Below are 22,377 nucleotides of genomic sequence, written 5' to 3'. Positions count from 1 at the left end.
TCACCGCGGCGATCGCCCCAAAAGCCCTGGCAGCGGCCTCATTCCGGTCACGCTGGGAGAGGTCAAGCGTCTCCTGGCACACCTGATCACCACCGCGCCCAGCCGCGTCGTTACCTGGGCCTGGTCCCACTGGCGCAGACGCCACCAACACCGCGCCAAAACCAGCCACTACCAGCGAAGACAGGCCAAAAACTACAAAGTGCGGCTGGAGTACTAGGCCGTTCGCAAGGGCTTCGACGTCTTGATGGCCGGAAAACAGTCCGCATAAGACGGTCGGTTGCCCGCTCGCCGGGTGAATGGCGTTTCCCAGCGTTGCATCGACGTCCTGCACGAGGTGCACTCCGGACACGTCGGCGACTACGTTGCCCGGCTCCTGCTCGGCTGAGCACATCAACGCGAGGTGCGGGGAAAGGCGTAGCGGGTAGTTCAACGGAAACAACTCCCGACGGATGCCGAACCACCCGGCAGCTCCGATGTGGGCGGAGCCGGGAGTTTTCCGTTGAGCGGGAGGTGTTCTTTATGATCGTGCTAGGTGTAATCCTATTGCTCCTCGGTTTCTTCTTCAACATTTCGATCTGTGGACGATAGGAGCGGTGCTGACCGTCGTGGGCGTCGTGTTCGCCATCGCAGGTGCGAGCGGCCGCGCGGTCGCCGGGCGGAAGCACTGGTTCTGACGATCGCAGGCGGGATGTGTTGGCGGAGCGTTCGCTCGGGTAGCCCCGGGGCGTTGATCGGAAAGTGTGCGGGCTTGCCGAAGACCGCACACGACGTTCGCCCGGAGATGAGGAGCTTCAACGATGGAACTGGTGACCTTGCGTCACGTGTACGAGCAGGAGGGTCCGTTCGCGACGGTCTACCTGGAGGCCCGCGCGCCGGGCGAGGACGCGAGCAAGCAGGTCGAGCTGCGGTGGCGAGCGCTACGCGATCGGCTCCACGCGGCAGGCGCACCAGCGGAAACGCTGGACGCCATCGAATCGGAGCTGTGCGGGGCGCCGGGGCAAGAGCAGGCTCGTGGCCGGGTGCTGGCGGCAGCCGGCTCCGCCGTGCTGCTCGACGAGGTGTGGGACGTCGAGCCCGGAGGCGGCGACGACGCGTTCTGGGATGCGCTTCCGCAACTCGGCGCCTACGTGCGGGTGGCCGCGCGCTCGGTGTCCGAACTCGTGGTGATCGCAGACCAGGAAGGCGCGCAGGTGCGCCAGGACGTGGTGACCGAGCACCACATACCGCACGAGATCGACACCGACGTCGTGGAAGGCACGGGTCACGACGGCGTGCACAAGCCGCGTCACGGGGCGTTGTCCCACAAGCGCATCCATCGCCGCGCCGAGGAAACGGTGCGGCGCAACGCGAAGGACGTGGTGGCCCATGCGAACGCGGTCGCCGCGAAGTTCCGGCCGAAGGTGCTGGTCCTCGCCGGTGGAGTGCAGGCGCGGACGGCGGTGCGGGAGCACCTTCCGACCGAGCTCGCGGAGCTCGTCGTCGAGACCGAGCGAGGCGGACTCGCCTACAACGCCTCCGACGAGGCGCTGGACGAAGAGCTGGCGCGGATCGCAGGTGAGGAGAGCGTCCGCAGGGCAGCGGACAGCGCCGACAGGATGGAGGCCGGTCTGACGCACGGTCGGGCGGTCCAGGGGGACGACTCGGTGGTGCGGGCGGCCGAGCAGGGCGCGGTCGAGACGTTGCTGCTGGAGGACGACGCGCCGGCGGAGCACGAGGCGTTCCTGCTCAAGACCTGCGCCGAGACCACCTCCGCGGTCGAACTCGTGCCCGCCGGGACCCGGCTGACCGACGGAGCGGGCGCGATCTTGCGCTTCCCGGTGCAGCAGTGAGCGCGCGCGGCCGCTGATGGTGCGGGGTTGAGGGTTGGCTGGCACGGAGGCGACCGACGGACGGCACGGTCGGTCCGGCAGCCGTCGTGGCGAACCGAAAGCGACCATTGTGGACGAACGGCGTGCGAAGCGGGCCGTCGCCGCGGCCGCCGTCGGCAACACGATGGAATAGCACGGTGTGCCCGGACGTCACTCCGTGCACCTCGCTCAGGCGCTGCGGGCTGCTGATCGGAGGTGAGAGTTAGCCGGCTGCAGCATCCGGGTAGTCCAACGGGGGAACCGGACTCGGTGGAGGAGGTTTTCGGGTAACCGGCGGGGGGGAAGGCCGCAACAGTGCTGTACGGAAGGAGCCCGCCATGTCGGCAGAGGACAAGGCGAAGAACAAGATCGAAGAGCTGAAGGGCACGGCGAAGAAGAAGATCGGCGAAGCCACGGACACCGAGCAGCTGGAAGCAGAGGGCAAGGCCAAGGAGACGAAGGAAAATCTCAAGCAGGCCGGTGAGAAGATCAAGGACGCGTTCACCGACGGCAAGGACGAGAAATGACCTTGCGCGCAAGGTCAACGCGCAGCGGCCAGCGAACCGGGAGTTCGTTGGCCGCCGCGCGATGGTCGGGTTCAGCTCATCCGTCGCCCGCGACGTGAGGTATCCGGCGGAACCTTCGGCCCCTTGTGCAGTAGCGGATCGGAATCGCGTCCAGGCATTGGCACCCGACGTTCCGGGTCGGGCTTGGTGCGCGAACGCTCGAATCGCCTGCGGAGCTGCACCGGGATACTCCGAAGTCGCGTGTTCCACATGAGATCCAAGACCGCATCGTGCGCGGGTTCAGCTGCCTCGACACGAGGGTTTACGTCCGCGAGGGCACGGGAACGTGACCGCCGGTCTTGATCGAACCTCGCCGAGGCGGACCGCGCCGCAAGGCGGCGTACATGTCGGATTCGCCTGTTTCGATGAGCAGGCGCGACTCCGCCTCCGGCAACGCTTCAGGTGTTCAGGTGGGTGCCGAGCCAGTCGACGATCTCGTCGAGCACCCGGTTCTGCTCCGGCTCGTTGTGCGGCTCGTGGTAAAGCCCTTCGTGGATCCGCAGGGTGAGGTCCGGCGACCCGGCGTGGGTGCGGACCAGCTCGCTGGCGGCCGGTGGCATCAGCTGGTCCGCGCCGCCGTGCAGGACGAAAAGCGGCATGGTCAGCGACTTCAGCCGCGGCGGCATGGCTTCGACGGTCAGCATGATCTCGGTCGCGGTCCGCGCCCGCATCTTCCCAGCGTGGTTGAGCGGGTCGGTGAGGTAGGCCCGAACTACCTCGGGATCGCGGCTGATGGTGCTCGCGGCGAGAGTGCGCACACCGAGATCGGGAAGCAGTTTGGACAGCAGCGGTGCGACGGCCCTCTCCACGGCCGACACCGAGCCGGTGTCGAGCGCCGGGGCGGAGATCACGGCACCGACGATTCGGTCGAGCGGCGTACCGGTGAGGTACTGCAGGGAGATCAGCCCGCCGAGGCTGTGCCCGTAGACGAACAGCGGCACGTCGTCGTGGCGCTGGCAGGCCAGCCGCGCCAGGAGGTCGACCCCCGCGACGGCAGCGGCCATGCTGCCGATGTTGCCGCGCTTTCCCGGCGAGCGGCCGTGTCCGGGATGGTCGAGGGCGTAGACCGCGTAGCCGGCCGCATTGAGCCGCTCCGCGACGTGGCGGTAGCGGCCGCTGTGCTCGTGCACGCCGTGGACGAGCACGACCACCCCGACTGGCCGCTCGACCGTCCAGCCCTGCCAGTACTGTCCCGAGGGCAGGGTGCCTTCGACGTGTGATGTCTTCGGCCGTGCGTCGTCGTGGGACTGCGTCATCGGGTGCCTTCCTGTCCGGTCATGTGCGCTGCTCGCCGTCGCGGAGTGCCCAGGCGTCGCGATGCTGCCGCGCAAGCCTCGTCCGATGATCGGACCTTGGCAACTCCGGAAGTTTCTAGATCAGGAGTGGCGGGCCGGTACCTGTCGAGTGCGCCGAACGGCCTTGCCACGAGCGCGCGGTCGACCATGGCTGCTCTTCGCACGATCGCGGGCAAGTGACCCCAGCCTTACGCTGAATTGCGTGCGGGAAGTTTTTCACAGGGAGCTGGCGCAGCTGGGAAATCAGCTGTTTCGCATGTGCGAGCTCGCCGCCGATGCCATGCGGCGCGCCACCCTGGCCCTGCTCGACGGCGATGTGGAACTCGCTGAACAGGTCATGGAGGACGAGGCCGAGCTCGACCAAGCGGGCAAGGCGTGTGAAGGGTTCGCCCAGTCGTTGCTGGCCCTGCAGGCGCCGGTGGCCAGCGACCTGCGCGCCGTTTTGGCCACCCTCTACTGCGCGGTGAAGGTCGAGCGGATGGGCGGTCTCGCGGTCAATGTCGCGAAACTCGTTCGCCGCAGCCACCCGGCCCGCGCCGTGCCCCCGGGTTTGGAAGATCATTTTCGGAGGATGGGAGAACTCGACGTGCGCATGTGCGAGCACCTCTCCGAACTGGTCACCGGCAGCGCGGAAGGCCGATTTGCCGAGCTCAACCGTACCGACGACGCCGTCGATGCCCTGCACGCGAGAATTCTCGAGACCGTTACCGGTGGGGACTGGCCGCACGGGATCCCCGCCGGGGTGAACGCGGCTTTGCTGGCCAGGTTCTACGAACGCTTTGCCGATCAAGCGGTCTCCGTGGCCCGGCGACTGGAGTTCGCCGACACCGGCACTCTCCCCACCTGACCCTTCCGTCGCTGAGGTGCGCGCAATTGCGGGCGACCTTGGAAAGTGCCGACGGCAGCGGCGGGCCGACCTCCGTGCGGTGTTGTGATCACTACGGCTCGGATTCGCCTCGTGCTCTGACGTCGCCCGACGTGTGCAGGTCCACGCTTTCCATCGCAGTCCAGTACCGGACGGCGTCCGTGATGGCCACCGCCAACTCATCGCTCAGCCTGGCCAGATGAGTTCCGGCGACCTTCAGCTTGTCGCCGGGGTGATCGCTGGTCTTGGCCCGCTCCAACTCGTGTTCATCGAAGCGCCCCACCTGTTCGGCCAGCACGGAGCTCAACTGACCGAGCTGGGCGAGTGTGCCCACGATCGCTGAGCCGAAGGCGTGGAGCTCCGTCAAGGACGGTTGCGGGGTCCTGGCCTGTTGGCTCACGGCCACCGCCACAGCGTCTCGCCCGCGATGCAGCGCTTCCAAGGGATGTTCATGCTCGTACATGGCAGATGCCTCCTCGGCTCAGAAAGTCCAGCGGGACGCGGAGCGGGAAAATCCTGTTCGAAGGCTTCGCTGCCCGGTGGCTCAGGAAGGCGCGGTACCGCTGAAGTACCCGGGTGTCGCCGCCTGACTCCCTCGTTGAAAAGTCGTCATACCTCGTACGGAACTCGGTTCGGGTGGAGGTCAGCGCGGTGCGGGCCCGGGTGCGTACCGACCAGCCATCGTGTTCGAACCCCTTGTCCGTTCGATCTCGCCACATGGAGCTGTGGATCGCCACCGGCTTCATCCTCGGAATGATCTTCGCCCGCTGCTCCATGTGCGCAGCCGCAACAACTGCCATTCGAGCCACATCGGTCCCCGAAATGCTCGGATGTGCGATGTGCTCCGGTAGCGCTGCGTGAAAGCGGCAGCGCAATGGCCGCCCCGGCCGCCCCGGTTGGCTGGTAACGCTCGGTGTCGGCGAGTACCGGAAGCGCCGCGGTAGTCGGGCGTAGTAGTCCAAGCTGACACCAGCTAGGAGCGCGACCTCTTCCCTGGGGAGCCCGGGGACGCGGCGGACTCCTCCGAAATTGGGTAGGTTGGCTTGCTCCGGTGTGATCTTGGCGCACCGGGAGGCGAGGAATTCGCGGATCTCGTTCCTGGTGTCCACGGAGACCAGGTTACGACTGGTCAGACGACTGTGTGTGGATTCTGTCGCCGCGCTGGTGGATGCCCCGGCTGGTCGAGATCGAGACCTATCAGGGTTGAAGGAGCGCGCACCGATCCGCCAGCGGATGCACTTGTCGTTGACTCGCCTGAGACTGGGGCGGTGGGCGAGTTGGTCCGGAAGCGGGTTCGGGTCGAAGGAATCGTGCAGGGCGTGGGATTCCGGCCCTTCGTCTACTCGCTGGCGATCCGCCTGGGGCTGGCCGGGCATGTCGGCAACGACGTGCACGGCGTGTTCATCGAGGTGGAGGGCGCGGCCTCGGACGTCCAGCGGTTCCTGGGCTCGCTCCGGGAGCAGGCCCCGCCGTTGGCATCAGTCGCCCGGATCTCGGCCACTGATGTTGTGGTGGTGGCCGAAGGGGGATTCCGCGTCGTCGACAGCGATGCGGCCGGGCCACGGGCGGCTCTGGTCGCCGGCGACACCGCTACCTGTGCCGACTGTTCGCACGAGATCGCCGACCCCGGCGATCGGCGATTCGCATACCCGTTCACCAACTGCACCAACTGCGGGCCGCGCTTCACCATCGTCCGAGATGTGCCGTACGACCGGCCGAACACGACGATGTCGGGATTCGCCTTGTGCGCCAGGTGCGAAGCCGAGTACCGCGATCCGGCGAACCGCCGCTTCCACGCACAGCCGGTGTGCTGCCCCGACTGCGGTCCCCGACTGCGGCTGATCGACCGCGATGGTGTGGCTCGCCAAGGCGATCCACTGGCGGAAGCGGCGGCGGCCTTGGCACGCGGCGAGGTGCTGGCAGTGAAGGGATTGGGCGGCTTTCACGTGGCAGTGGACGCGACCAATGACTACGCAGCGGCCACGTTGCGAAAGCGCAAGCACCGCGAGGACAAGCCCTTCGCGATCATGGTGGCGTCGGTGGAGCAGGCGCGTTCGCTGTGTGCGATCGATGATGTCGAGGAAGCGCTGCTCACCTCGCGGCGCCGGCCCATCGTGCTGCTCGACCGGCTACCCGACGCTCCGGTCGCGCCGAGCGTCGCGCCGGGAACCCGCCAACTGGGCCTCGTGCTGCCGTACACCCCGCTGCACCACCTGCTGCTCCGCGGATTTCCCCGGCCGATCGTGCTCACCAGCGGGAACGTCTCGGACGAGCCGATCGCCTTCCGCGACGACGACGCGCTGGAGCGGTTGGGCGAGATCGCCGATGCGTTCCTGACGCACGACCGGCCCATCCACATGTGCACCGATGACTCCGTGGTCCGCGTCGTCCGCGGCCGCGAGATGCCGATCCGGCGTTCTCGCGGCTACGTGCCGGAACCGGTGACGTTGCCGTGGTCGTTCCCGCGGCCGGTGCTGGCCTGCGGAGCCGAGTTGAAGAACACCTTCGCCGTCGCCAAGGACGAGCACGTGTTCGTCTCGCACCACATCGGCGATCTGGAGAACTACGAGACGCTGCGGTCCTTCACCAGCGGGATCGCGCACTTCCGGCGGATCTTCGATGTCGAGCCGCAGGTCGTGGCCCACGACCTGCATCCCGAGTACCTGTCGACGAAGTTCGCCGCGGAGTTCGACGGCGTCGAGCTGGTGGGCGTGCAGCACCACCACGCGCATATCGCGTCCTGCCTGGCCGACAACGGCGAAGCCGGCCCGGTGATCGGGGTGGCGTTCGACGGAACCGGGTACGGCACCGACGGCTCGATCTGGGGAGGCGAGTTCCTGGTCGCCGACCTGGCTGGATTCCGGCGCCTGGGGCACCTGGAGCCGGTGCCGCTCCCAGGCGGTGCAACCGCGATCAAGCAGCCGTGGCGGACCGCCGTCTCCTACCTCGCCGGCATCGATCACCTGTCCGCGGACCTCGACGTGTTGCGGCGCAATCCGGGTTGGACCGAAGTCGTGGCCTTGTTGCGGCAGCACCGTCATGCGCCACCGACCTCCAGCGCCGGGCGGTTGTTCGACGCGGTGGCCGCGATCCTCGGCGTGCGGGATGCGATCAACTACGAAGGCCAGGCCGCCGTCGAGCTCGAGCAGCTGGCCGACACCGCCGACGCCGGCCACTACCCGGTGTCGATCAGCGGCGGGCCGGTGTTGCGGGTGCGAGGGGCGGACCTCGTGCGTTCGGTGGTGGCCGACCTGCGGGCCGGGATCCCGGCGCCGGTGATCGCCGCACGGTTCCACAACGGACTATCGGCGGCGGTGGTGGAGGTTTGCGACCGGCTGCGGGAACGCACCGGGCTCCGCGTGGTGGCGCTCTCGGGCGGCGTCTTCCAGAACGCGCTGTTGTTGCTGCGCGTCACGACCATGCTGGGCCGGCGCGGGTTCCGCACGCTGCTGCATTCGCAGGTTCCAGCCAATGACGGAGGGATCAGCCTGGGGCAGGCCGCCGTCGCCGGAGCGCTGTGCCGACAGCGGTGTTAGGCGGGCACCTGTTCGCCGAGCCAGTCGTACCAGTCGCTGATGCCTTCACCTGTCGAGACCGAGAGGCGCCGCACCCGGACGCCGGGATTGGCCATCGACGCGGCGTCGATGAAGGCGGCCACGTCGAAGTCGACGTGGGGCAAGAGGTCGATCTTGTTCAGCAGCACCAGATCCGCCGAGCGGAACATGTGCGGGTACTTCAGCGGCTTGTCCGCGCCTTCGGTCACCGAGGCGAGGACGACCCTGGCTTGCTCGCCGAGGTCGAACAGCGCCGGGCACACCAGGTTTCCGACGTTCTCGACGAACACCACCGAGCGGTCCGGCGGCTGCAGCGAGCGCAGGCCGTCGGCCAGCATCGTCGCGTCCAGGTGGCAGCCCGTCCCGGTGTTGATCTGCACTACTGGGCAGCCGCTTTCCCGCAGTCGCGTCGCGTCGATGCCGGTCTCCTGGTCGCCTTCGACTGCCGAGAGCGGGGCACCATCGAACTCGCGCGCGGTGCGGGCCAGCAGGCTCGTCTTGCCGGAGCCAGGCGAGCTCATCAAGTTGATCATCGCGATGCTCTTGGCCCGCAGCCAATCCCGGTTCGCGTCTGCGAGGCCGTCGTTCTTGGCCAGCACCTGCTGTTCCAGGACGATCGTCCTCGGCTGCTCGTCGGCGCAGCCACACGTGCCGCACATTCATCCCACCTCCACGGCTTTGATTCGCAGTTCCTGTCCGGCGAGCACGGTGATGTCGACGCCGCCGCACGGGCAGCGCGCGATCAGTTCGGCCAGGTCGATTTCCTGTCCGCACGAACGGCATTCGCCGCGACCGGCCGGCTCGGTGATGTCCAGCCGGGCCGATGCCAGTCGCGTGCCGTCCGCCACCAGCTCGAAGCAGAACCGGATCGCGTCGGGCACCACCCCGGAGAGGCGGCCGATCTCCAGGTGCACGCATTCGATGGTGGGCTCCTCGACCGCGTCCAGCACGGCGTCCACGATGCTCTGGGTGATGCCGAGCTCGTGCACGGCTAGCAGATCCGCGGCAGGGGATCGCCGACCAGCAGATCGACGATGCGGGTGCCGCCGAAGGTCGTGTTCAACAGCACCAGCCCCGGCGGGTCGTCCCGGACGCGTCCGATGAGCGCGGCTCGTTCCCCCAACGGATGCGCCCGCATCGCCGTGAGCGCTGCCTCCGCGTGTGCACCCGGGACGACCACGACGATGCGTCCCTCGCAGGCCACGTACAGCGGATCGATCCCGAGCAGTTCCGAGGCGCCCCGCACTTCGGTGCGCACGGGTACGGCCGCTTCGTCCACGACGACCGCCACCTGCGCGGCTCGGGCGATCTCGTTGAGGATCGTCGCAACACCGCCCCTGGTCGCGTCGCGGAGTGCCCGGACATCCGGGACCGCCGCGAGGAGGTCGGCGACGAGCTGGTGCACGGGTGCCGTGTCGGAAACCAGGTCGGCGTCGATGTCCAGCTCGCCTCGGGCGAGCATGACCGTCACCCCGTGGTCGCCGATCGGGCCCGAGACCAGGACGGCATCACCCGGACGGACCGTGCTGATGCCCAGCCGGTGGTCGGTGCGCAGCATGCCGACGCCCGAGGTGTTGATGTAGCAGCCGTCCGCCTTGCCCTTCTCCACGACCTTCGTGTCGCCGGTGACCACCTGCACCCCCGCCGCCTGCGCCGCATTCGACATCGATTCGACGATGCGGGTCAGATCGGCGACCGGGAACCCCTCCTCGATCAGGAAACCGGCCGAGAGGTACAGCGGTGTCGCGCCTGAGACGGCGAGATCGTTGACCGTGCCGTTGACGGCCAGGTCGCCGATGTTCCCGCCGGGGAAGAACAGCGGCGACACCACGAACGAGTCGGTGGTGAACGCCAGGCGGATCCCATCCAGCGCCAGTTCCGCGCCGTCTTCGAGCGGTTCCAGCAGGTCGTTGCGGAACGCTTCCAGAAAGACGGCCTCCACGAGCGTCTGCGACGCCTTTCCTCCGGCGCCGTGGGCGAGGGTGATCCGCTCCTCCTTCACCTTCGGCTTCCGGCGGCGGGCCTTCTCGATGCGGTCGAGCACTTGCTGTTCGCGGCCGTGGCACTCGGCCAGCACCGGGTTACCCGGCTCCGTCCGGTGTTCCGCGCTCATGTCCGGCTCGCCTCCCTGACACGTTCCCGGCTGAACCGACCGAAGTTGTAGTACGCGGCGCAGGCGCCCTCGGGCGAGACCATGCAGGTGCCGATGGGCGTCTCCGGGGTGCAGGCGGTGCCGAACACCTTGCACTCCCACGGTTTGAGGACGCCCTTGAGCACTTCGCCGCACTGGCAGGACTTGGGATCCGCCACCCGCACCCCGGGCAGGTCGAAGCGCTGTTCGGCGTCGAACCGGGCGTACTCCTCGCGGAGCCGCAGCGCGGAGTGGGATATGAAACCCAACCCGCGCCACTCGAAGTACGGCCGCAGCTCCATCGTTTTGGCGATCGCTGCCAGTGCGGTCGTGTTGCCCTGCCACGGCACCACGCGGGCGTACTGGTTCTCGACCTCGCAGCGGTTCTCCGACAGCTGCTTGAGCAGCAGGTAGATCGACTGCATGATGTCCAGCGGTTCGAAACCCGAGACCACCACGGGCTTTCCGTAGTCGCGGGCGATGAACTCGTACGGGCGGCAGCCGATCACCGTCGACACGTGCCCCGGCCCGAGGAACCCGTCCAGGCGCAGGTCGGGGGAGTCCAGGATCGCCTTGATGGCCGGGATGATCGTCACGTGGTTGCCGAAGACGGAGAAGTTCTCCAGGCCCTCCTGCTCGGCGCGCAGCAGGGTCATCGCCGTTGAGGGGGCGGTGGTCTCGAAGCCGATCGCCATGAACACCACGTGCTGGTCCGGCTTCTGCCGGGCGAGCTTCAGGGAGTCCAGCGGCGAGTAGACCATGCGGATGTTGGTGTCTTCGGCGTTGGAGTCGAAGAAGTTCCCGTTGCTGCCGGGCACCCGCATCATGTCGCCGAACGAGGTCATGAGCACGTCGGGCCGGCGGGCGATGTGGATGGCGTCGTCGACCCGACCCATCGGGATAACGCACACCGGACATCCGGGTCCGTGCACCAGGGTGACGTTCTCCGGCAGGTAGTCTTCGATGCCGTGCTTGTAGATGGTGTGGGTGTGCCCGCCGCAGACCTCCATGAACTTGTACTGCCGGCCCGGCTCGCAGAGCGCGGCGATCTCGGCCGCCAGCGCTCGCGCCTTGTCCGCATCCCGGTACTCGTCGACGAATCGCATCCGACCCCCAGTCACTCGATGCGCGATTGCTGCAGCGCGTCGATCTCGTCGGTGTAGCTCTGCCCCAATCCCTCCAGGAACTCCAGTACCTCTCGCGCTTCACTTTCGTCTATTGTGGACAACGCGAAGCCGACGTGGATCAGAATCCAATCGCCGGGCTCCGGTGGCCGGCCGAGGAGGCTGATGTTGATGTTGCGGCGCACGCCGCTGACTTCGACCTTCGCCAGATCCGGCCGGTCCGGGAGGATCTCGAGGACTTCACCGGGAATTGCCAGACACATCGGCCGCTCCTCCCACTTCCCGCAGCGTCAGCAGGGTCATCTCCCACAGCGTGTGGTAGAGCGTGGTCTGCGCCTCCTGGATGCGGTGCACCGAGGCGGACGGCACCACGAAGAGGTGGTCGATGTGCTCGGACTCGGCCATCCGGCCGCCCTTGTCACCGGCGATCCCGACGGTCAGCAGTCCGCGCCGCGCTGCTTCCTCGAACGCCTGCAACAGGTTCGCCGAGTTCCCGCTGGTGGACAGTCCAACCGCGATGTCGTTGCGGCGGCCGAAGGCGCCGATCTGGCGGGCGAACACCACGTCGAATCCGATGTCGTTGGACAGCGCGGTGACCACCGCGATGTCGCTGGTCAGCCCGATCGCTGGCAGGGCGGGCGCGGTAGTGCCCGGGCTGAGGAAGAGGCTGGCGAGGTCTTGGGCGTCGGTGGAGCTGCCGCCGTTGCCGAAGGTGAGCAACCGCCCGCCGCGGGCGAAGCGCTCGGCCATCGCCGACGCGCAGGCGACGATCTCATCGCGGTACCGCTGCTTGACCGCTGTGCGGAGTTGAATGATCTCCCGTGCCTTGTCCTGAGTGGACTGCCGTACGTCACCGAGCACCGCATCGACGTCGCCGTTCGATGTCGACAAGAACGGGTACAGCGAATCAACCGCATCGGCACCTGAACTCACAGCGCTCACTCCTCCACGATCGCGATCGACTCACCGGCGTGGACCAGCACCGTGTCTCCGGGGCGCGCCGGAACCAGCGCGACGCTGACCACTTCTTCACCCGCATCGGTGGCCACGGCGGCGAGCCGGTCACCCAGCAACCGCAGCACCCGGACTTCCCTCGCCTCGTCCGAACAGGTCACGCAGGAATCGCCGCGACAGGTCTCCGCTGGTTCCTGGGTGTTCATGCGCTCGCCTCCTGTCGCAACGCGCCCGGGTGTTCGAAGAACACGTGCACGAGCTCCCACAGGACGTGGTACATGGTCACGTGCGCTTCCTTGACGACCCGCGGGTCGAACGCGTCGGCGATCAGAACGTGATCGAGCCCGGCGTGCGCCAGGTGCCCACCATCGCCGCCGGCCAGACCGACGGTCAGCAGACCGCGATCACGGGCCACGACCAGCCCGCGCAGGACGTTTCCGCAGTTGCCATCGGTGGAGATGCCCAGCGCGATGTCCTCCGGATCGGCCAGGTGCCGAACCTGGTGGGAGAACACCTCGTCCAGTCCTTGGCCGGTGGCGACTCCGGTCACCGTCGCGACGTCCGCGGTCAGCGAGATCGCCGGCAATGCCCGCTTTCCCACGATGACCGGGTGCACGAACTCGACGGCCACGTGCTGCGCGTCCGTGCTCGGCCCCCCGTTGCCGAACACGATGAGTTTGCCGCCCGCGTGGAACCGGGTGGCCATCGCGTGGCACGCTCGGGCGACCTGTTCGGCGTCTCCAATGAGCGCCTGCAGCGGCGGTACGCGTCGCTCGAAGATCTCGTCGACGGCACGCGCGGCTGCTTCTTCGGACCACGGCATCGGGGTCACATCCTCATTCGCGATCGTGCGGCGCAATTACGCTAAAGGCGGTCATGAGCCGGGCACAACTCGATCTGCTTGCCCAGCAATCACATTCGAGTGGCTTTCACGTACCGCATGATCGCGGGCACCTGCAGCGCGAGAGCCACCACCGCGGCCGCGGCCAGCGCGCCGAGCGTCAGGCATACCGCTTTGTGCGACACGCATATGTCACCCTTCATCGGTACTTCCCTCCTCGAAAGCAGGACTGTCCCTGAGTTCGTCCACAACGGACACGACTGCTCCGGCCACAAGTTTTCGCTCGGCCGGCTCGGTGCCATCGGTGGTGCCGCAGCCGACCAAGACGATCCGCCGGCACCGGTGCGCCACTCCTGGATCGGTCTCCTCTGCCCACGTCGTGAGCCGCGGCAGATCCGTGATCCGGCCCGAATGGGTTTCGCCGGCCGCGCCGGTGCGCAGCAGAACCGCGGCGTCGAAATCTTCCAGCGACCGCAACAGATCTTGCCGCCGGATGCCGAAGTCCGCGACCCGCACTCCTGGCGGGAGATCCAGCCGGCGCAGGTCTTCAACGATCCGGCGCACAGCGTCTCCACCGAGCCCGTTGGTGTCGTCGACACCTGCGACCAGCACTCTGCACGAGCCTCCGCTGGAGAGGACCTCCAGCTCCTCGGGGGAGAAGAAGAACCGGTGGCCGAGCTGGCTCATCGGGCCGAGGTCCACCGCGGTGTCACCGAGCAGGGACACGATCACGTAGACCCGGCCGTCGGCGCCGTGTTCGACGCCGTCGACCTCGGCGAGCTTGCCCGCGAGAGCGATGTCCACGATGTCGGCGCGTCGGGAAGGCCACAGCCGGACCCGCGCCCCGCTGGTCGGCGCCGAGTCCGGAGTCGGGATCACGAAGCGTCCTGTCCGGCGCGCGCCAGCAGCGCGCCGATGGCTTCGTCCCACGTGCCGAGGGCACGGGTGCGCCGATAGTCGTGCAGGCGCGAATAGCTGTCCTGGGACATCCGCACCCAGCGGGTGTCACCGATCGCCTCGTGCCACAGGCCCGCCGCCAGCTCGAAGGTCGTTTCCTGGGACCAGTCGATCTGCGCGGTCCGCAACCGCTCGTCCGGACCGAGGTGGAAGATCGTGCCGCTGAACAGGAAATCCAGCGGGATCGCGTCGTCGCGCACCGCGTGGAAGTACTTGGCGACGGCGAGTTCGACATCGTTGGTGCAGGCGAGCTGCAGCGGCACCACGACGTCGTCGACGAACGGCCCGACGACGCTGGTCAGCCGCGCCCAGGGCAGCGGGCGCATCGTCGTCGCCCACCGCTGCGGGACGCCGAAGAGCTCCACGAGCTCGTCCTGCTCCGCGGCGCGGTAGCGGCGGCGGGCCGGCGCGATGCGGATGGCCGTGGTGAGGTTGATGGACCGGACGGGGCCGCCCCCGACCCGGCGCACGTGGAGCTCGAAGTTCAGCGCCGGCACTGCGGCCATGCGCACCGGTTCCGCGCCGGTGACGTCGAAGGCCAGCTCCGGCAGGGCGCTGGGCTGCCCCGCGGTCATGCGGGCGAGAGGTTCGGCATCGACGACAGGATGGGGTTGTGCCGCTTGGCGCCGATCCCGGTGGACCGGCGGGCCGTGGACGTCCCATCCGGGCGGTGCCCCGGCTGTCGCTGGTAGTGCCCGACCTGGTTGCCCTGCGGAACGCCCGGGATGTGCGCGGGAGTGTCGCGGCGCACTTGTGGTTTGCCGACCTTGATCACGTTTCCTCCTCAGGCTTTGCCCTGGTGCAGGTTCGCGAAGAACTCGGCGACCCGCCGCCAGACCTCGTCGCCACCGCTGAAACCACGCCAATGCGTGCGGAGGAGCGCGACCAGCCGGTAGCACTCGTCCAGCGGCAGCAGCCATGCTGCCGTCCCACCGCGGAGCCGATCGATCAGCAGCGCCTCGATGTCGCTGTTCAGCGCGGACAGCTTCGGGTTCGCTTCGACCAACGATCGCCAGCTACCCGAATGGACGGAGGCGCGCATGGTGCCGACCGGGTTGGGGTAGAACGCGGTGACGCGATCGCTTTCGGCGTTGTGCACGAAGAACGCCAATCCGACGGGGATACCGAATTGGGCCCACGCCGCCTCGTCGAGCACGAATTCGGTTAGCCGCCGTGGGCGTGAGCGGATGCGTCGGTATTGCCCGCCACCGGCGGCCTGGTGGTCGAACAGCACGCTGCACGCGGGACAGGTGCACGACAGGGCACCGGTGGTGGTGTTGAGCAGGTGGCAGTGCTGGTCAGACAGCTCGTCCGAGCAGAGATCGCAACGCTCAGCGGATCCGGCCCTCGGCGCGGGCCTGCGGTGGGCGAGCTGCCGCAACGTCGAGGGCATCGTGCTCACCTCTCCCCGGCCAGGCGCCCGGTCACGAACAGATCCTCGACGGGAATGACGGTGGAAGGCTGCGGCGCGGCGGCGTGGATCTCCACGCGGTCGAGTTCCGGTGCCGCAGCCATCACCGCCTCTTCCACGGAGGTGCGCATCCGCGCCGCTGTGGACTGGCAGCCGCGAACCGCCACGCGGATGTGCGCAACGCCGTCCTGCACGTCGAGCAACTGGAGGGAATCGGGCTCGAAAGCCTCCTCCACCTCGGCCAGCGCGGTGCCGATCCGGCCCTCGGCGCCGACCGGGTGCAGGTCGTGCACCAGCAACAGGTGCGAGATCAGTTCGTCGCGGGCGGCGTCGGCGACGACTTCGGGGTGCCCGGCCTGCTCGATGCGCCGCAGCAGCCGGGCCAGGCATTCCCCGTACAGACCGACGACTGCCTGCACGGCCTCGATCGCATGCGTGCCCGCGACCGGTTCCGCCCCGGATCCCAGGTCGGACAGCAACGTCTCGGTGCGCACGATCTCGTCGCGGACCTGCTCTGCGTCCCAAGGCATGGTCAGGAGCCCGCGCCGAACATCGGCGAGTGCGTTCGTTCCAGCACCCGCCCGCCGCCCAGGTACATGTGCACGCCGCAGGGCAGGCACGGGTCGAAGCTGCGCACGGTGCGCATGATGTCGATGCCCTTGAAGTCGTCGCGCCCGTTCTCCTCGAAGATCGGCTGCCCCTGCACAGCGTCCTCGTACGGGCCAGGCGTGCCGTAGCTGTCGCGCGGGCTCGCGTTCCACGGCGTCGGCGGATACGGGTGGTAGTTCGCGATCTTGCCGTCCCGGATCACCAGGTGGTGCGACAGCACGCCGCGGACCGCTTCGTGGAAGCCGACCCCGATCGCCTCGTCCGGGACGTCGAAGTCCTCGAACACCTTGGTGTTGCCGGACCGCACTTCGGCCAGCGCGCGGTCCAGGAAGTACTGCGCCATCGCGGCGGCGTAGGCGACGAAGTACATCCGCGCCCGGTTGCGCTCCAGCGTGTTGGGGAACTGCGGCGGGCGCCATTCCAGCTGCATGTCCGGCAGCGACTGCCCCTTGGCCAGGTCGATCTGCACGCTGTGCCCCGTGGAGCGCACATATGGCGTGTTGACGCGCCCGGCGAGCGCGGTGGCCCACAGCCGTGCGATCGGGCCGCCTCCGGTGTCCAGCGCGAGGTGGTCGCCGCTGCGCTCGTCGAACCAGCGCGGACTCATCACCCAGCTGTACTTTCCGCCGTCGAGATCGCGCTTCTGCGGCAGGGGGAGCGTCGTCTGGTTCCAAGGATGGCGCTGGTCGACCGGGTTCCCCAGCGGATCCCGGTCGACGAACGTCTGCTCGTTCGCCCAGTCTTCGTAGTAGGAGCTGCCCAGCAGGATGCGCATGCCCAGGTTGATGTCGACGAGATCGGTGGTCAGCAGTTGGTTGTCGACCACGATCCCCGGGGTCACGTACATCGCGCGTCCCCACTCGCTCATGTTCCGGTAGTCGTAGTCGACGACGTCGGGATCCTGGAAGCACCCCCACGAGCCCAGCATGGTGCGGCGCCGGCCGACTTCCTCGTAGCCGGGCAGGGCTTCGTAGAAGAAGTCGAACACGTCGTCGTTCATCGCGACGGCGCGCTTGATGAAGTCAAGTACCCGCACCAGCCGCACCTGGTAGTCGGTGAACAGCTGCGGTGTGGCGACCGTGCCGACGCCGCCCGGGTAGAGCGTCGACGGGTGCACGTGCCGACCCTCCATCAGACAGCACATCTCTCGCGTCACGCGCGACATCTCCAGCGCGGCCTTGTAGGTCTCGCCTTCGAATGGGTTGAACGAGCGCATGATGTCGGCGATCGTGCGGTGGCCGTGGACGTTCCCGCGCGGCGCATCGGTCCGCTCGGCCCGCTGGAGCAGCGACGGGTTGGTCTCCGACACCATCTTCTCGCAGTAGTCGATGAAGACCATGTTGTCCTGGAAGATGGTGTGGTCGAACATGAACTCCGCCGCCTCGCCGAGGTTCATGATCCACTCGCCCAGCGGCGGGGTCTTGACGCCGTAGGCCATGTTCTGCGCGTAGATCGAGCACACCGCGTGGTTGTCCCCGCAGATCCCGCAGATCCGGCTGGTGATGAAGTGGGCGTCGCGCGGGTCCTTGCCCTTCATGAACACGCTGTACCCGCGGAACAGCGACGAGGTGCTGCGGCATTCGACGACCTCGCCGTTGTCGAAGTCCACCTTGGTGTAGATGCCGAGATTGCCGATGATCCGGGTGATCGGATCGAACTCCACCTCGACGAGGTTCCGCTGCTCCGCGCTCATCCCGCTGCTACCTCCACCTCGACTACCGCGGCTCGTAGCCGCTGGTCAGTTCGGCCCGGTTGTGCCGCCACTTCGGTTCTCGGTTCGCGCTGTGGTTGGTGATGCTCCGCAAGGTCCGGACCAGCGGGCCGTACGCCCGCAGCAGGCCCGACGAGAAGCTGCCGCCGGGCGGCTCGTCCATGAACGGCATGAACTTGTCCGGGAATCCCGGCATCGTGCAGCCGATGCAGATCCCGCCCACGTTGGGGCAGCCGCCGATGCCGTCCATCCAGCCGCGCTTGGTGACGTTGCAGTTGACCACCGGGCCCCAGCAGCCGATCTTCACCTGGCACTTCGGCGAGTTGTAGTCGCGCGCGAAGTCGGCCTGCTCGTAGTAGCCGGCGCGGTCGCAGCCCTCGTGGACGGTCTTGCCGAACAGCCACGTCGGACGCAGTTGCTCGTCCAGCGGGATGGTCGGCGCCAGCCCGGCGGCCTGGTGCAGCAACCACAGCAGGGTCTCCATGAAGTTGTCCGGTTGCACCGGGCAGCCGGGCACGTTGACGATCGGCAGCCCGCCTGCGGAGCGGAAGTCCGCCCCGAGGTAGTCGGCCAGTCCCATGCACCCCGTCGGGTTGCCGGCCATGGCGTGAATGCCGCCGTAGGTCGCGCAGGTGCCCGCCGCCAGCACCGCCCACGCCTTGTGCGCGAGCCGGTCGAGCCACTCGTTGAGGGTGCGCGGCTCCCCGGTGTCGGGGTCGTTCCCCATGGACGTCCAGTAGCCGTCGCCGTTGATCCGCTCGTTGGGAATCGAACCCTCCACGACCAGGATGAACGGGCCCAGCTCGCCGCGGTCGGCCTGGTGGAACGCGGCCATGAAGTCCGCGCCCGTCTCGTAGGCCAGCACCTTGTTGTGCAGGTGCACCTTCGGTATTCCCGGAACCGTTCCCAGCACCACGTCCTCGATGCTGGGCAACGTCGCGTTGGTCACCGACACGGTGTCGCCGTCGCAGCTCATGCCCTCCGAGGTCCAGAGGATGTGGACCTCGTCGATGTCCGACGGCGTCGACGCAGCACTCATACGCCACCCCGGATCTCCGGTTCCCGCCAACCACCTCACAATGTCGGCTCCCCTGACGGCCGACGGTGGTGGCGATGCCCGCCGCCACCGTAAGGCCATCGCCGCGGCGCAGCAGCAGGATCATGCGCTACCCGGAGAATCGGGCTCCGGCGTCGAGCACAGTTGCGACCAGACCTCGCACGGTTTTCCCGGCGGCGTCGACCGAATCGGCAACCTGTTCGGTGAGTCCCCACCGGTACGAGCAGTCGGCGGGCTCGCACCCGACCACCAGGACCCGGCGCAGCGGCACGCCGAAGCCCTTGCAGCAGGCGAGGAGCGCATCCGGGCTCATGCCGTGGCCGTCCACGCCGGCGGCGGGCTCGATCGCCGCCAGGTCCGGTTCGATGACCGAGACGGTTCCGGGAGCGTCGCCGCGTGCCACCGCGTCGACGAGGATCAGCAGGTCGTACCCGTTCATGAGTTCGTACGCCAGGTGAATGCCGCGAATGCCGAAATCCGCGACCCGCGCGCCCTCCGGTGGGTGGCCAGCCAGCAGTTCGGCGACCGCGACGCCGAACCCGTCGTCGCCGAGGAACACGTTCCCCACACCTGCGACAAGGATCCGCGGCCCCGTCATCGCCGGCCGTCCGGGTAGCGCATGGTGCCGTGCATCCGGGAGAGCTGCGCCGCGGTGAGCTGCTCCGCGCGGTCGATGATCGCTGCAGCCTTGGGATCGGTTTCCCGAGCCTCCCGCTTCTCGTCGTCGGTGAGCGTCATCGTGCGCAGTATGAGGATTTCGTCGATCTCGGTGGCGTCGAACAGATCGCCCGCGCTCTGTGGGGCGATCGCCGGGTAGTCGTAGAGGATGATCGGCGCGGACAGCACCACGTCGCGTCGACCGCCTTCACCGACGAGGACCGGCCAGGTTCGCTCGTTGCGGCACGCCCGCACGGCTTCGTGAACGGCTTCGGGTGGATCCAGCAGCGAGACGAATTGCCCACCGCGCACCGCAAGCACGGTGTGCGTCGAAATCAGCGAGTTCCGCAGCATTTCCTCGCGCGTAGCAGGCGAATGCGGGCTCCATCGCGTCTGGTTCTCGACCACGACTTCCAGGCGCAGCAAGTCATCGCCGACCGGGGTCGTGCGGACTTCGATCGTCCCTCGTAGCGGCAGCCAACGATCGCGGTCGTTTTCTCCTCCCGGAAGCTGGAACTGGATTTCCCTTGTGCCGTCGAGCCGGTCGAGTTCGATCGTCGCGCCGACCTCGCGCAGGTCGCCTTCGTCCCAGTCGGGTTCCGCCTTCCGGGTGCGCAGTTGCAGGCAGCGCACCAGGACCTCCAGTTCCGCGCCCGGCTCTGCGACGAGCAAGCACTCCGTTCGGGCGAAGGACGGTTCGGATTCTTCGCCGTCCGGTGCCAGCACGCCGAACTGCCAGCGCATCCGGTTCTTCAACGCCGAAGCCCGATAGGGGTACAGCAGATATCCTTCGAACAGAACGGCGTCGGCCACCGCGCGCGCCTCGTCCACGCTCATGAGTCACTCCATCGGTCTGGGAACGGGAAGCTGGACCGGAGTGTCAACCGAGTTGGGCCGCGGAGCACCTTCGGCAGCGCGATCCGAAGTAGACAGCCCCGTAACCCGTCCCGCACACTGCAAGCCGGTCGGGTGTCGCTCTAAAGGATTGAGCGAGTTGTGACTAGTCGCAACAGTGACAGGATCACCCGGCATGGATCGATCACATCGCAGGCAGTGGCTGATGCGACTGCCCCTCTGGGCGTCATTCATCGCCCTGTTCGTCTTGGCCATGTGGTGCAACGTCCGCCTGATCGCGTTGACGTTGACCGACGGAAGTCCGGATGGCTCGGTGGCCGAAACCTGGTACGTCCAGGGTTTGGTCGCGTCCCTGGTGGGATCTGGCTTGCTCTTCTGCCTCGTGCTGCTCTGCGGAACTCCGGGGTCCACTCGGACCGTCCGCGGTCGCGCGACGAGGACTCACAGCAGCCGGCCGCAGTCCACCGACCATTCGACGCAACCAGCGCAGGGACTCGGCGACCGCTTGTGGCTGGACTAATGCTGCCCCGATTACCCGGCACAGCGCACGATCCGCTTGGGCTGGGATCCTCAGCGCGGTGCCATTCGGATCGCGCCGCCGAGGCGGATGACTCGCCGTTGAGCAGGGGCCGTCAACAGGCGGAATGGCGTCGATGGTGCAAGCTTCGAGCGCGCCGTACCCTGCTGCCATGTCGGCTGGATCGCGCCGGGCGCGGGTCGAGGACGTGCACGAACTGGCGTTAGGGATGCCCCATGTCACGGTCGTCCACGGCTCCGGTGACAACCCCGTTTACCAGGTTGGACAGAAGTCGTTCGTGTTCTTCCGCAATCCCCGCCCCGATGCCGTCGATCCCGAGACCGGCGAACGCTACCCGGACGTGATCGTGTTCTGGGTGCCGTCCGATTCCGACAAGCAGGCCCTGGTACAGGATCAAGGGTCACCTTTCTTCACCACGCAGCATTTCGACGGCCATCTGTCGGTACTGGTCCGGGCCAGCCGGATCGGTGAACTCACCCTGCGGGAACTGACCGAAGTGGTCCAGGACGCATGGCTGTCCCGAGCGTCGCCAACCAGGGCTGCTACCTGGCTCAATGCCCGACGAGAGCAATGACCAGCCGGCGTTGTCACCGGTCTGGATGTGGAACCGCAGCACCAGGGCCAAGGGCGAACCGAGGTCGTCAGCCCTGCCGCACCCTCGGACTCGGCGTCGGCCGTCCGCACCGGCGTTGATCGGAAGGGGTGCAGGAGATGAAGAACTTGCTTGCCAGGCGTGGAAAGATCGGCCCGCTGAGCTGGCGTCGCGGACGTGGTGCGATGACGTGGTCCTTCCGGCTGGGTCCCTGGTCGTGGACCAGCAGCAGTCAGCCGTTCGGTAGCGGGCCGCCCCATTTCTTGGGCTCTTGTGAGTCATGTGTGGGTGCGGTCGGGTAGTTCGGGGCGGTAGCCGCCCAGGGCGAGCAGTGCCAGGGAGATGAGGGCTTCGGGGCGTTTGAATCCGAAGGCCATGCGGGTGAGCAGACGGATTTTGGTGTTGGTGGACTCGATCAAAGCGTTGGACAGTCCGTGCTCGAGGCTGGCGTGGATCGCGGCGAGTTCGGCTCGGATGGTTCTTCCGAGCTTGACGAACTCGGGGATACGGGACCGGGCGGCCCACGACAGCCATCGGTCGAGGGCGTGTTTGCCGTCGTCGCCGGAGACCGCGAACACGAGCCGGAGGCCTTCTTTGAGCAGGTAGGCGCGGTGCAGGCGGGGTTCGGTCTTGGCGATCCAGGCCAGTTTGGTCTGTTGTGTCCCGGTGAGGTCTTCCGGGTTTTTCCATAAGGCCCACCGGGATCGTTTGAGTTGTCGCGCCGGGCCGGCCGAGGCGGGCCTTCCCCGCCGGTCGACGCCGGTGCCCCCGGGCTGGGCGCGCAGGGCCCGCCAGGTTTGCCGCCGCACCTCG

The 22,377-nt window shown here is 67.7% G+C and carries 28 protein-coding genes and 1 pseudogene; 8 read left to right on the top strand and 21 right to left on the bottom strand.

The features are described 5' to 3' along the window. The 4 genes from AB0I53_RS45140 to AB0I53_RS45125 form a co-directional block, all read left to right on the top strand. The coding region (locus AB0I53_RS45140; RefSeq protein WP_358616158.1) for a hypothetical protein at positions 1 to 217 on the top strand (217 nt) is incomplete at its 5' end. Positions 218 to 593: 376 nt separating this feature from the next. Continuing rightward, the gene (locus AB0I53_RS45135) at positions 594 to 674 is read left to right on the top strand and encodes a hypothetical protein (protein WP_358616161.1); all 81 of its coding nucleotides are present in this window, start codon (positions 594 to 596) and stop codon (positions 672 to 674) included. A 123-nt stretch (positions 675 to 797) separates the two neighbouring features. Beyond that, a complete protein-coding gene (locus tag AB0I53_RS45130; RefSeq protein WP_358616156.1) occupies positions 798 to 1,829 on the top strand; it encodes a Vms1/Ankzf1 family peptidyl-tRNA hydrolase in 1,032 nt (343 codons plus the stop codon). Positions 1,830 to 2,185: 356 nt separating this feature from the next. Beyond that, entirely contained in the window at positions 2,186 to 2,374 is a 189-nt protein-coding gene (locus AB0I53_RS45125; RefSeq protein ID WP_358616153.1) for a CsbD family protein, read from the top strand. Between the two features lie 437 nt (positions 2,375 to 2,811). Here the strand turns inward: AB0I53_RS45125 and AB0I53_RS45120 are convergent, their stop codons facing one another. Further along, entirely contained in the window at positions 2,812 to 3,669 is an 858-nt protein-coding gene (locus tag AB0I53_RS45120; protein ID WP_358616150.1) for a lysophospholipase, read from the bottom strand. 241 nt (positions 3,670 to 3,910) lie between these two features. Here AB0I53_RS45120 and phoU point away from each other — a divergent pair, with 241 nt between their 5' ends. After that, positions 3,911 to 4,555: a phosphate signaling complex protein PhoU gene (gene phoU / locus AB0I53_RS45115; RefSeq protein ID WP_358616147.1), complete on the top strand. Its 645-nt coding sequence runs from the start codon at positions 3,911 to 3,913 to the stop codon at positions 4,553 to 4,555. A gap of 91 nt (positions 4,556 to 4,646) precedes the next feature. On the opposite strand, the gene AB0I53_RS45110 is transcribed toward phoU, so the two are convergent. Then, the gene (locus tag AB0I53_RS45110; protein ID WP_358616144.1) at positions 4,647 to 5,036 is read right to left on the bottom strand and encodes a hypothetical protein; all 390 of its coding nucleotides are present in this window, start codon (positions 5,034 to 5,036) and stop codon (positions 4,647 to 4,649) included. A gap of 472 nt (positions 5,037 to 5,508) precedes the next feature. Then, positions 5,509 to 5,691 (bottom strand): annotated as a pseudogene (locus AB0I53_RS45105) (transcriptional regulator); the annotation flags it as partial. A gap of 150 nt (positions 5,692 to 5,841) precedes the next feature. Here AB0I53_RS45105 and hypF point away from each other — a divergent pair. Then, positions 5,842 to 8,109: a carbamoyltransferase HypF gene (gene hypF, locus AB0I53_RS45100; RefSeq protein ID WP_358616141.1), complete on the top strand. Its 2,268-nt coding sequence runs from the start codon at positions 5,842 to 5,844 to the stop codon at positions 8,107 to 8,109. Here hypF and hypB read toward each other — a convergent pair. The 17 genes from hypB to AB0I53_RS45015 form a co-directional block, all read right to left on the bottom strand. Further along, complete coding sequence (hypB, locus tag AB0I53_RS45095; RefSeq protein ID WP_358616139.1) at positions 8,106 to 8,786, bottom strand: hydrogenase nickel incorporation protein HypB; 681 nt, start codon at positions 8,784 to 8,786, stop codon at positions 8,106 to 8,108. The genes hypF and hypB overlap by 4 nt on opposite strands. Further along, on the bottom strand, positions 8,787 to 9,116 hold the full coding sequence (locus AB0I53_RS45090; protein ID WP_358616137.1) for a hydrogenase maturation nickel metallochaperone HypA: 330 nt from the start codon (positions 9,114 to 9,116) through the stop codon (positions 8,787 to 8,789). A gap of 2 nt (positions 9,117 to 9,118) precedes the next feature. Further along, positions 9,119 to 10,240 (bottom strand): hydrogenase expression/formation protein HypE, encoded by a 1,122-nt coding sequence (gene hypE / locus AB0I53_RS45085; RefSeq protein ID WP_358616135.1) that lies wholly within the window; start codon positions 10,238 to 10,240, stop codon positions 9,119 to 9,121. Beyond that, positions 10,237 to 11,364: a hydrogenase formation protein HypD gene (hypD, locus tag AB0I53_RS45080; protein ID WP_358616132.1), complete on the bottom strand. Its 1,128-nt coding sequence runs from the start codon at positions 11,362 to 11,364 to the stop codon at positions 10,237 to 10,239. The genes hypE and hypD overlap by 4 nt, the downstream gene beginning before the upstream one ends. A gap of 11 nt (positions 11,365 to 11,375) precedes the next feature. Continuing rightward, positions 11,376 to 11,645: a HypC/HybG/HupF family hydrogenase formation chaperone gene (locus AB0I53_RS45075; protein ID WP_358616130.1), complete on the bottom strand. Its 270-nt coding sequence runs from the start codon at positions 11,643 to 11,645 to the stop codon at positions 11,376 to 11,378. Then, entirely contained in the window at positions 11,623 to 12,315 is a 693-nt protein-coding gene (locus AB0I53_RS45070; RefSeq protein WP_358616127.1) for an SIS domain-containing protein, read from the bottom strand. The genes AB0I53_RS45075 and AB0I53_RS45070 overlap by 23 nt, the downstream gene beginning before the upstream one ends. 5 nt (positions 12,316 to 12,320) lie before the next feature. Beyond that, on the bottom strand, positions 12,321 to 12,542 hold the full coding sequence (locus tag AB0I53_RS45065; protein ID WP_358616124.1) for a hydrogenase assembly protein HupF: 222 nt from the start codon (positions 12,540 to 12,542) through the stop codon (positions 12,321 to 12,323). Beyond that, entirely contained in the window at positions 12,539 to 13,159 is a 621-nt protein-coding gene (locus tag AB0I53_RS45060) for an SIS domain-containing protein (RefSeq protein WP_358616122.1), read from the bottom strand. The genes AB0I53_RS45065 and AB0I53_RS45060 overlap by 4 nt, the downstream gene beginning before the upstream one ends. A gap of 210 nt (positions 13,160 to 13,369) precedes the next feature. Next, positions 13,370 to 14,056, bottom strand: coding sequence for a hypothetical protein (locus AB0I53_RS45055; protein WP_358616120.1), 687 nt, complete (start codon positions 14,054 to 14,056; stop codon positions 13,370 to 13,372). After that, positions 14,053 to 14,709 (bottom strand): DUF6084 family protein, encoded by a 657-nt coding sequence (locus tag AB0I53_RS45050; protein WP_358616118.1) that lies wholly within the window; start codon positions 14,707 to 14,709, stop codon positions 14,053 to 14,055. Before AB0I53_RS45050 ends, AB0I53_RS45055 begins: the two co-directional genes overlap by 4 nt. Continuing rightward, positions 14,706 to 14,909: a hypothetical protein gene (locus tag AB0I53_RS45045; protein ID WP_358616115.1), complete on the bottom strand. Its 204-nt coding sequence runs from the start codon at positions 14,907 to 14,909 to the stop codon at positions 14,706 to 14,708. The genes AB0I53_RS45050 and AB0I53_RS45045 overlap by 4 nt, the downstream gene beginning before the upstream one ends. A gap of 9 nt (positions 14,910 to 14,918) precedes the next feature. Then, positions 14,919 to 15,527 (bottom strand): DUF5947 family protein, encoded by a 609-nt coding sequence (locus AB0I53_RS45040; RefSeq protein ID WP_358616113.1) that lies wholly within the window; start codon positions 15,525 to 15,527, stop codon positions 14,919 to 14,921. 5 nt (positions 15,528 to 15,532) lie between these two features. Next, positions 15,533 to 16,075: a nitrogen fixation protein NifU gene (locus tag AB0I53_RS45035; protein WP_358616111.1), complete on the bottom strand. Its 543-nt coding sequence runs from the start codon at positions 16,073 to 16,075 to the stop codon at positions 15,533 to 15,535. Between the two features lie 2 nt (positions 16,076 to 16,077). Next, the gene (locus AB0I53_RS45030) at positions 16,078 to 17,847 is read right to left on the bottom strand and encodes a nickel-dependent hydrogenase large subunit (RefSeq protein ID WP_358616110.1); all 1,770 of its coding nucleotides are present in this window, start codon (positions 17,845 to 17,847) and stop codon (positions 16,078 to 16,080) included. 22 nt (positions 17,848 to 17,869) lie between these two features. Further along, positions 17,870 to 18,904, bottom strand: a complete 1,035-nt coding sequence (locus tag AB0I53_RS45025; RefSeq protein WP_358616109.1) for a hydrogenase expression protein HypE — start codon at positions 18,902 to 18,904, stop codon at positions 17,870 to 17,872. A 127-nt stretch (positions 18,905 to 19,031) separates the two neighbouring features. Further along, on the bottom strand, positions 19,032 to 19,490 hold the full coding sequence (locus AB0I53_RS45020; protein WP_358616107.1) for a hydrogenase maturation protease: 459 nt from the start codon (positions 19,488 to 19,490) through the stop codon (positions 19,032 to 19,034). A 26-nt stretch (positions 19,491 to 19,516) separates the two neighbouring features. Beyond that, positions 19,517 to 20,416 (bottom strand): hypothetical protein, encoded by a 900-nt coding sequence (locus AB0I53_RS45015; protein ID WP_358616106.1) that lies wholly within the window; start codon positions 20,414 to 20,416, stop codon positions 19,517 to 19,519. A gap of 193 nt (positions 20,417 to 20,609) precedes the next feature. On the opposite strand from AB0I53_RS45015, the gene AB0I53_RS45010 reads away from it, so the two are divergent. Together AB0I53_RS45010 and AB0I53_RS45005 are read left to right on the top strand one after the other, a co-directional pair. Then, entirely contained in the window at positions 20,610 to 20,954 is a 345-nt protein-coding gene (locus AB0I53_RS45010; protein ID WP_358616104.1) for a hypothetical protein, read from the top strand. A gap of 169 nt (positions 20,955 to 21,123) precedes the next feature. Continuing rightward, positions 21,124 to 21,546, top strand: coding sequence for a hypothetical protein (locus tag AB0I53_RS45005; protein WP_358616102.1), 423 nt, complete (start codon positions 21,124 to 21,126; stop codon positions 21,544 to 21,546). A gap of 296 nt (positions 21,547 to 21,842) precedes the next feature. Here the strand turns inward: AB0I53_RS45005 and AB0I53_RS45000 are convergent. After that, on the bottom strand, positions 21,843 to 22,377 hold a 535-nt coding region (locus tag AB0I53_RS45000; RefSeq protein ID WP_358616099.1), incomplete at its 5' end, for a transposase.

Origin of the sequence: Saccharopolyspora sp. NPDC050389, assembly GCF_040655595.1 — a bacterium.
Lineage (GTDB): Bacteria > Actinomycetota > Actinomycetes > Mycobacteriales > Pseudonocardiaceae > Saccharopolyspora.
Note: the sequence above shows the minus strand (reverse complement) of the source record. Positions and strands in the feature narration are given on the sequence as shown.

Coding starts and splice junctions, on each gene's coding strand:
- AB0I53_RS45050 (WP_358616118.1), bottom strand. CDS start 14,709: ATGACCGCGGGGCAGCCCAGCGCCCTGCCGGAGCTGGCCTTCGACGTC.
- hypD (WP_358616132.1), bottom strand. CDS start 11,364: ATGCGATTCGTCGACGAGTACCGGGATGCGGACAAGGCGCGAGCGCTG.
- AB0I53_RS45025 (WP_358616109.1), bottom strand. CDS start 18,904: ATGAGTGCTGCGTCGACGCCGTCGGACATCGACGAGGTCCACATCCTC.
- hypE (WP_358616135.1), bottom strand. CDS start 10,240: ATGAGCGCGGAACACCGGACGGAGCCGGGTAACCCGGTGCTGGCCGAG.
- AB0I53_RS45035 (WP_358616111.1), bottom strand. CDS start 16,075: ATGCCTTGGGACGCAGAGCAGGTCCGCGACGAGATCGTGCGCACCGAG.
- AB0I53_RS45060 (WP_358616122.1), bottom strand. CDS start 13,159: ATGCCGTGGTCCGAAGAAGCAGCCGCGCGTGCCGTCGACGAGATCTTC.
- AB0I53_RS45010 (WP_358616104.1), top strand. CDS start 20,610: ATGGATCGATCACATCGCAGGCAGTGGCTGATGCGACTGCCCCTCTGG.
- AB0I53_RS45005 (WP_358616102.1), top strand. CDS start 21,124: ATGTCGGCTGGATCGCGCCGGGCGCGGGTCGAGGACGTGCACGAACTG.
- AB0I53_RS45015 (WP_358616106.1), bottom strand. CDS start 20,416: ATGAGCGTGGACGAGGCGCGCGCGGTGGCCGACGCCGTTCTGTTCGAA.
- hypB (WP_358616139.1), bottom strand. CDS start 8,786: ATGTGCGGCACGTGTGGCTGCGCCGACGAGCAGCCGAGGACGATCGTC.
- AB0I53_RS45125 (WP_358616153.1), top strand. CDS start 2,186: ATGTCGGCAGAGGACAAGGCGAAGAACAAGATCGAAGAGCTGAAGGGC.
- AB0I53_RS45030 (WP_358616110.1), bottom strand. CDS start 17,847: ATGAGCGCGGAGCAGCGGAACCTCGTCGAGGTGGAGTTCGATCCGATC.
- AB0I53_RS45075 (WP_358616130.1), bottom strand. CDS start 11,645: ATGTGTCTGGCAATTCCCGGTGAAGTCCTCGAGATCCTCCCGGACCGG.
- AB0I53_RS45065 (WP_358616124.1), bottom strand. CDS start 12,542: ATGAACACCCAGGAACCAGCGGAGACCTGTCGCGGCGATTCCTGCGTG.
- AB0I53_RS45110 (WP_358616144.1), bottom strand. CDS start 5,036: ATGTACGAGCATGAACATCCCTTGGAAGCGCTGCATCGCGGGCGAGAC.
- AB0I53_RS45120 (WP_358616150.1), bottom strand. CDS start 3,669: ATGACGCAGTCCCACGACGACGCACGGCCGAAGACATCACACGTCGAA.
- AB0I53_RS45130 (WP_358616156.1), top strand. CDS start 798: ATGGAACTGGTGACCTTGCGTCACGTGTACGAGCAGGAGGGTCCGTTC.
- AB0I53_RS45040 (WP_358616113.1), bottom strand. CDS start 15,527: ATGCCCTCGACGTTGCGGCAGCTCGCCCACCGCAGGCCCGCGCCGAGG.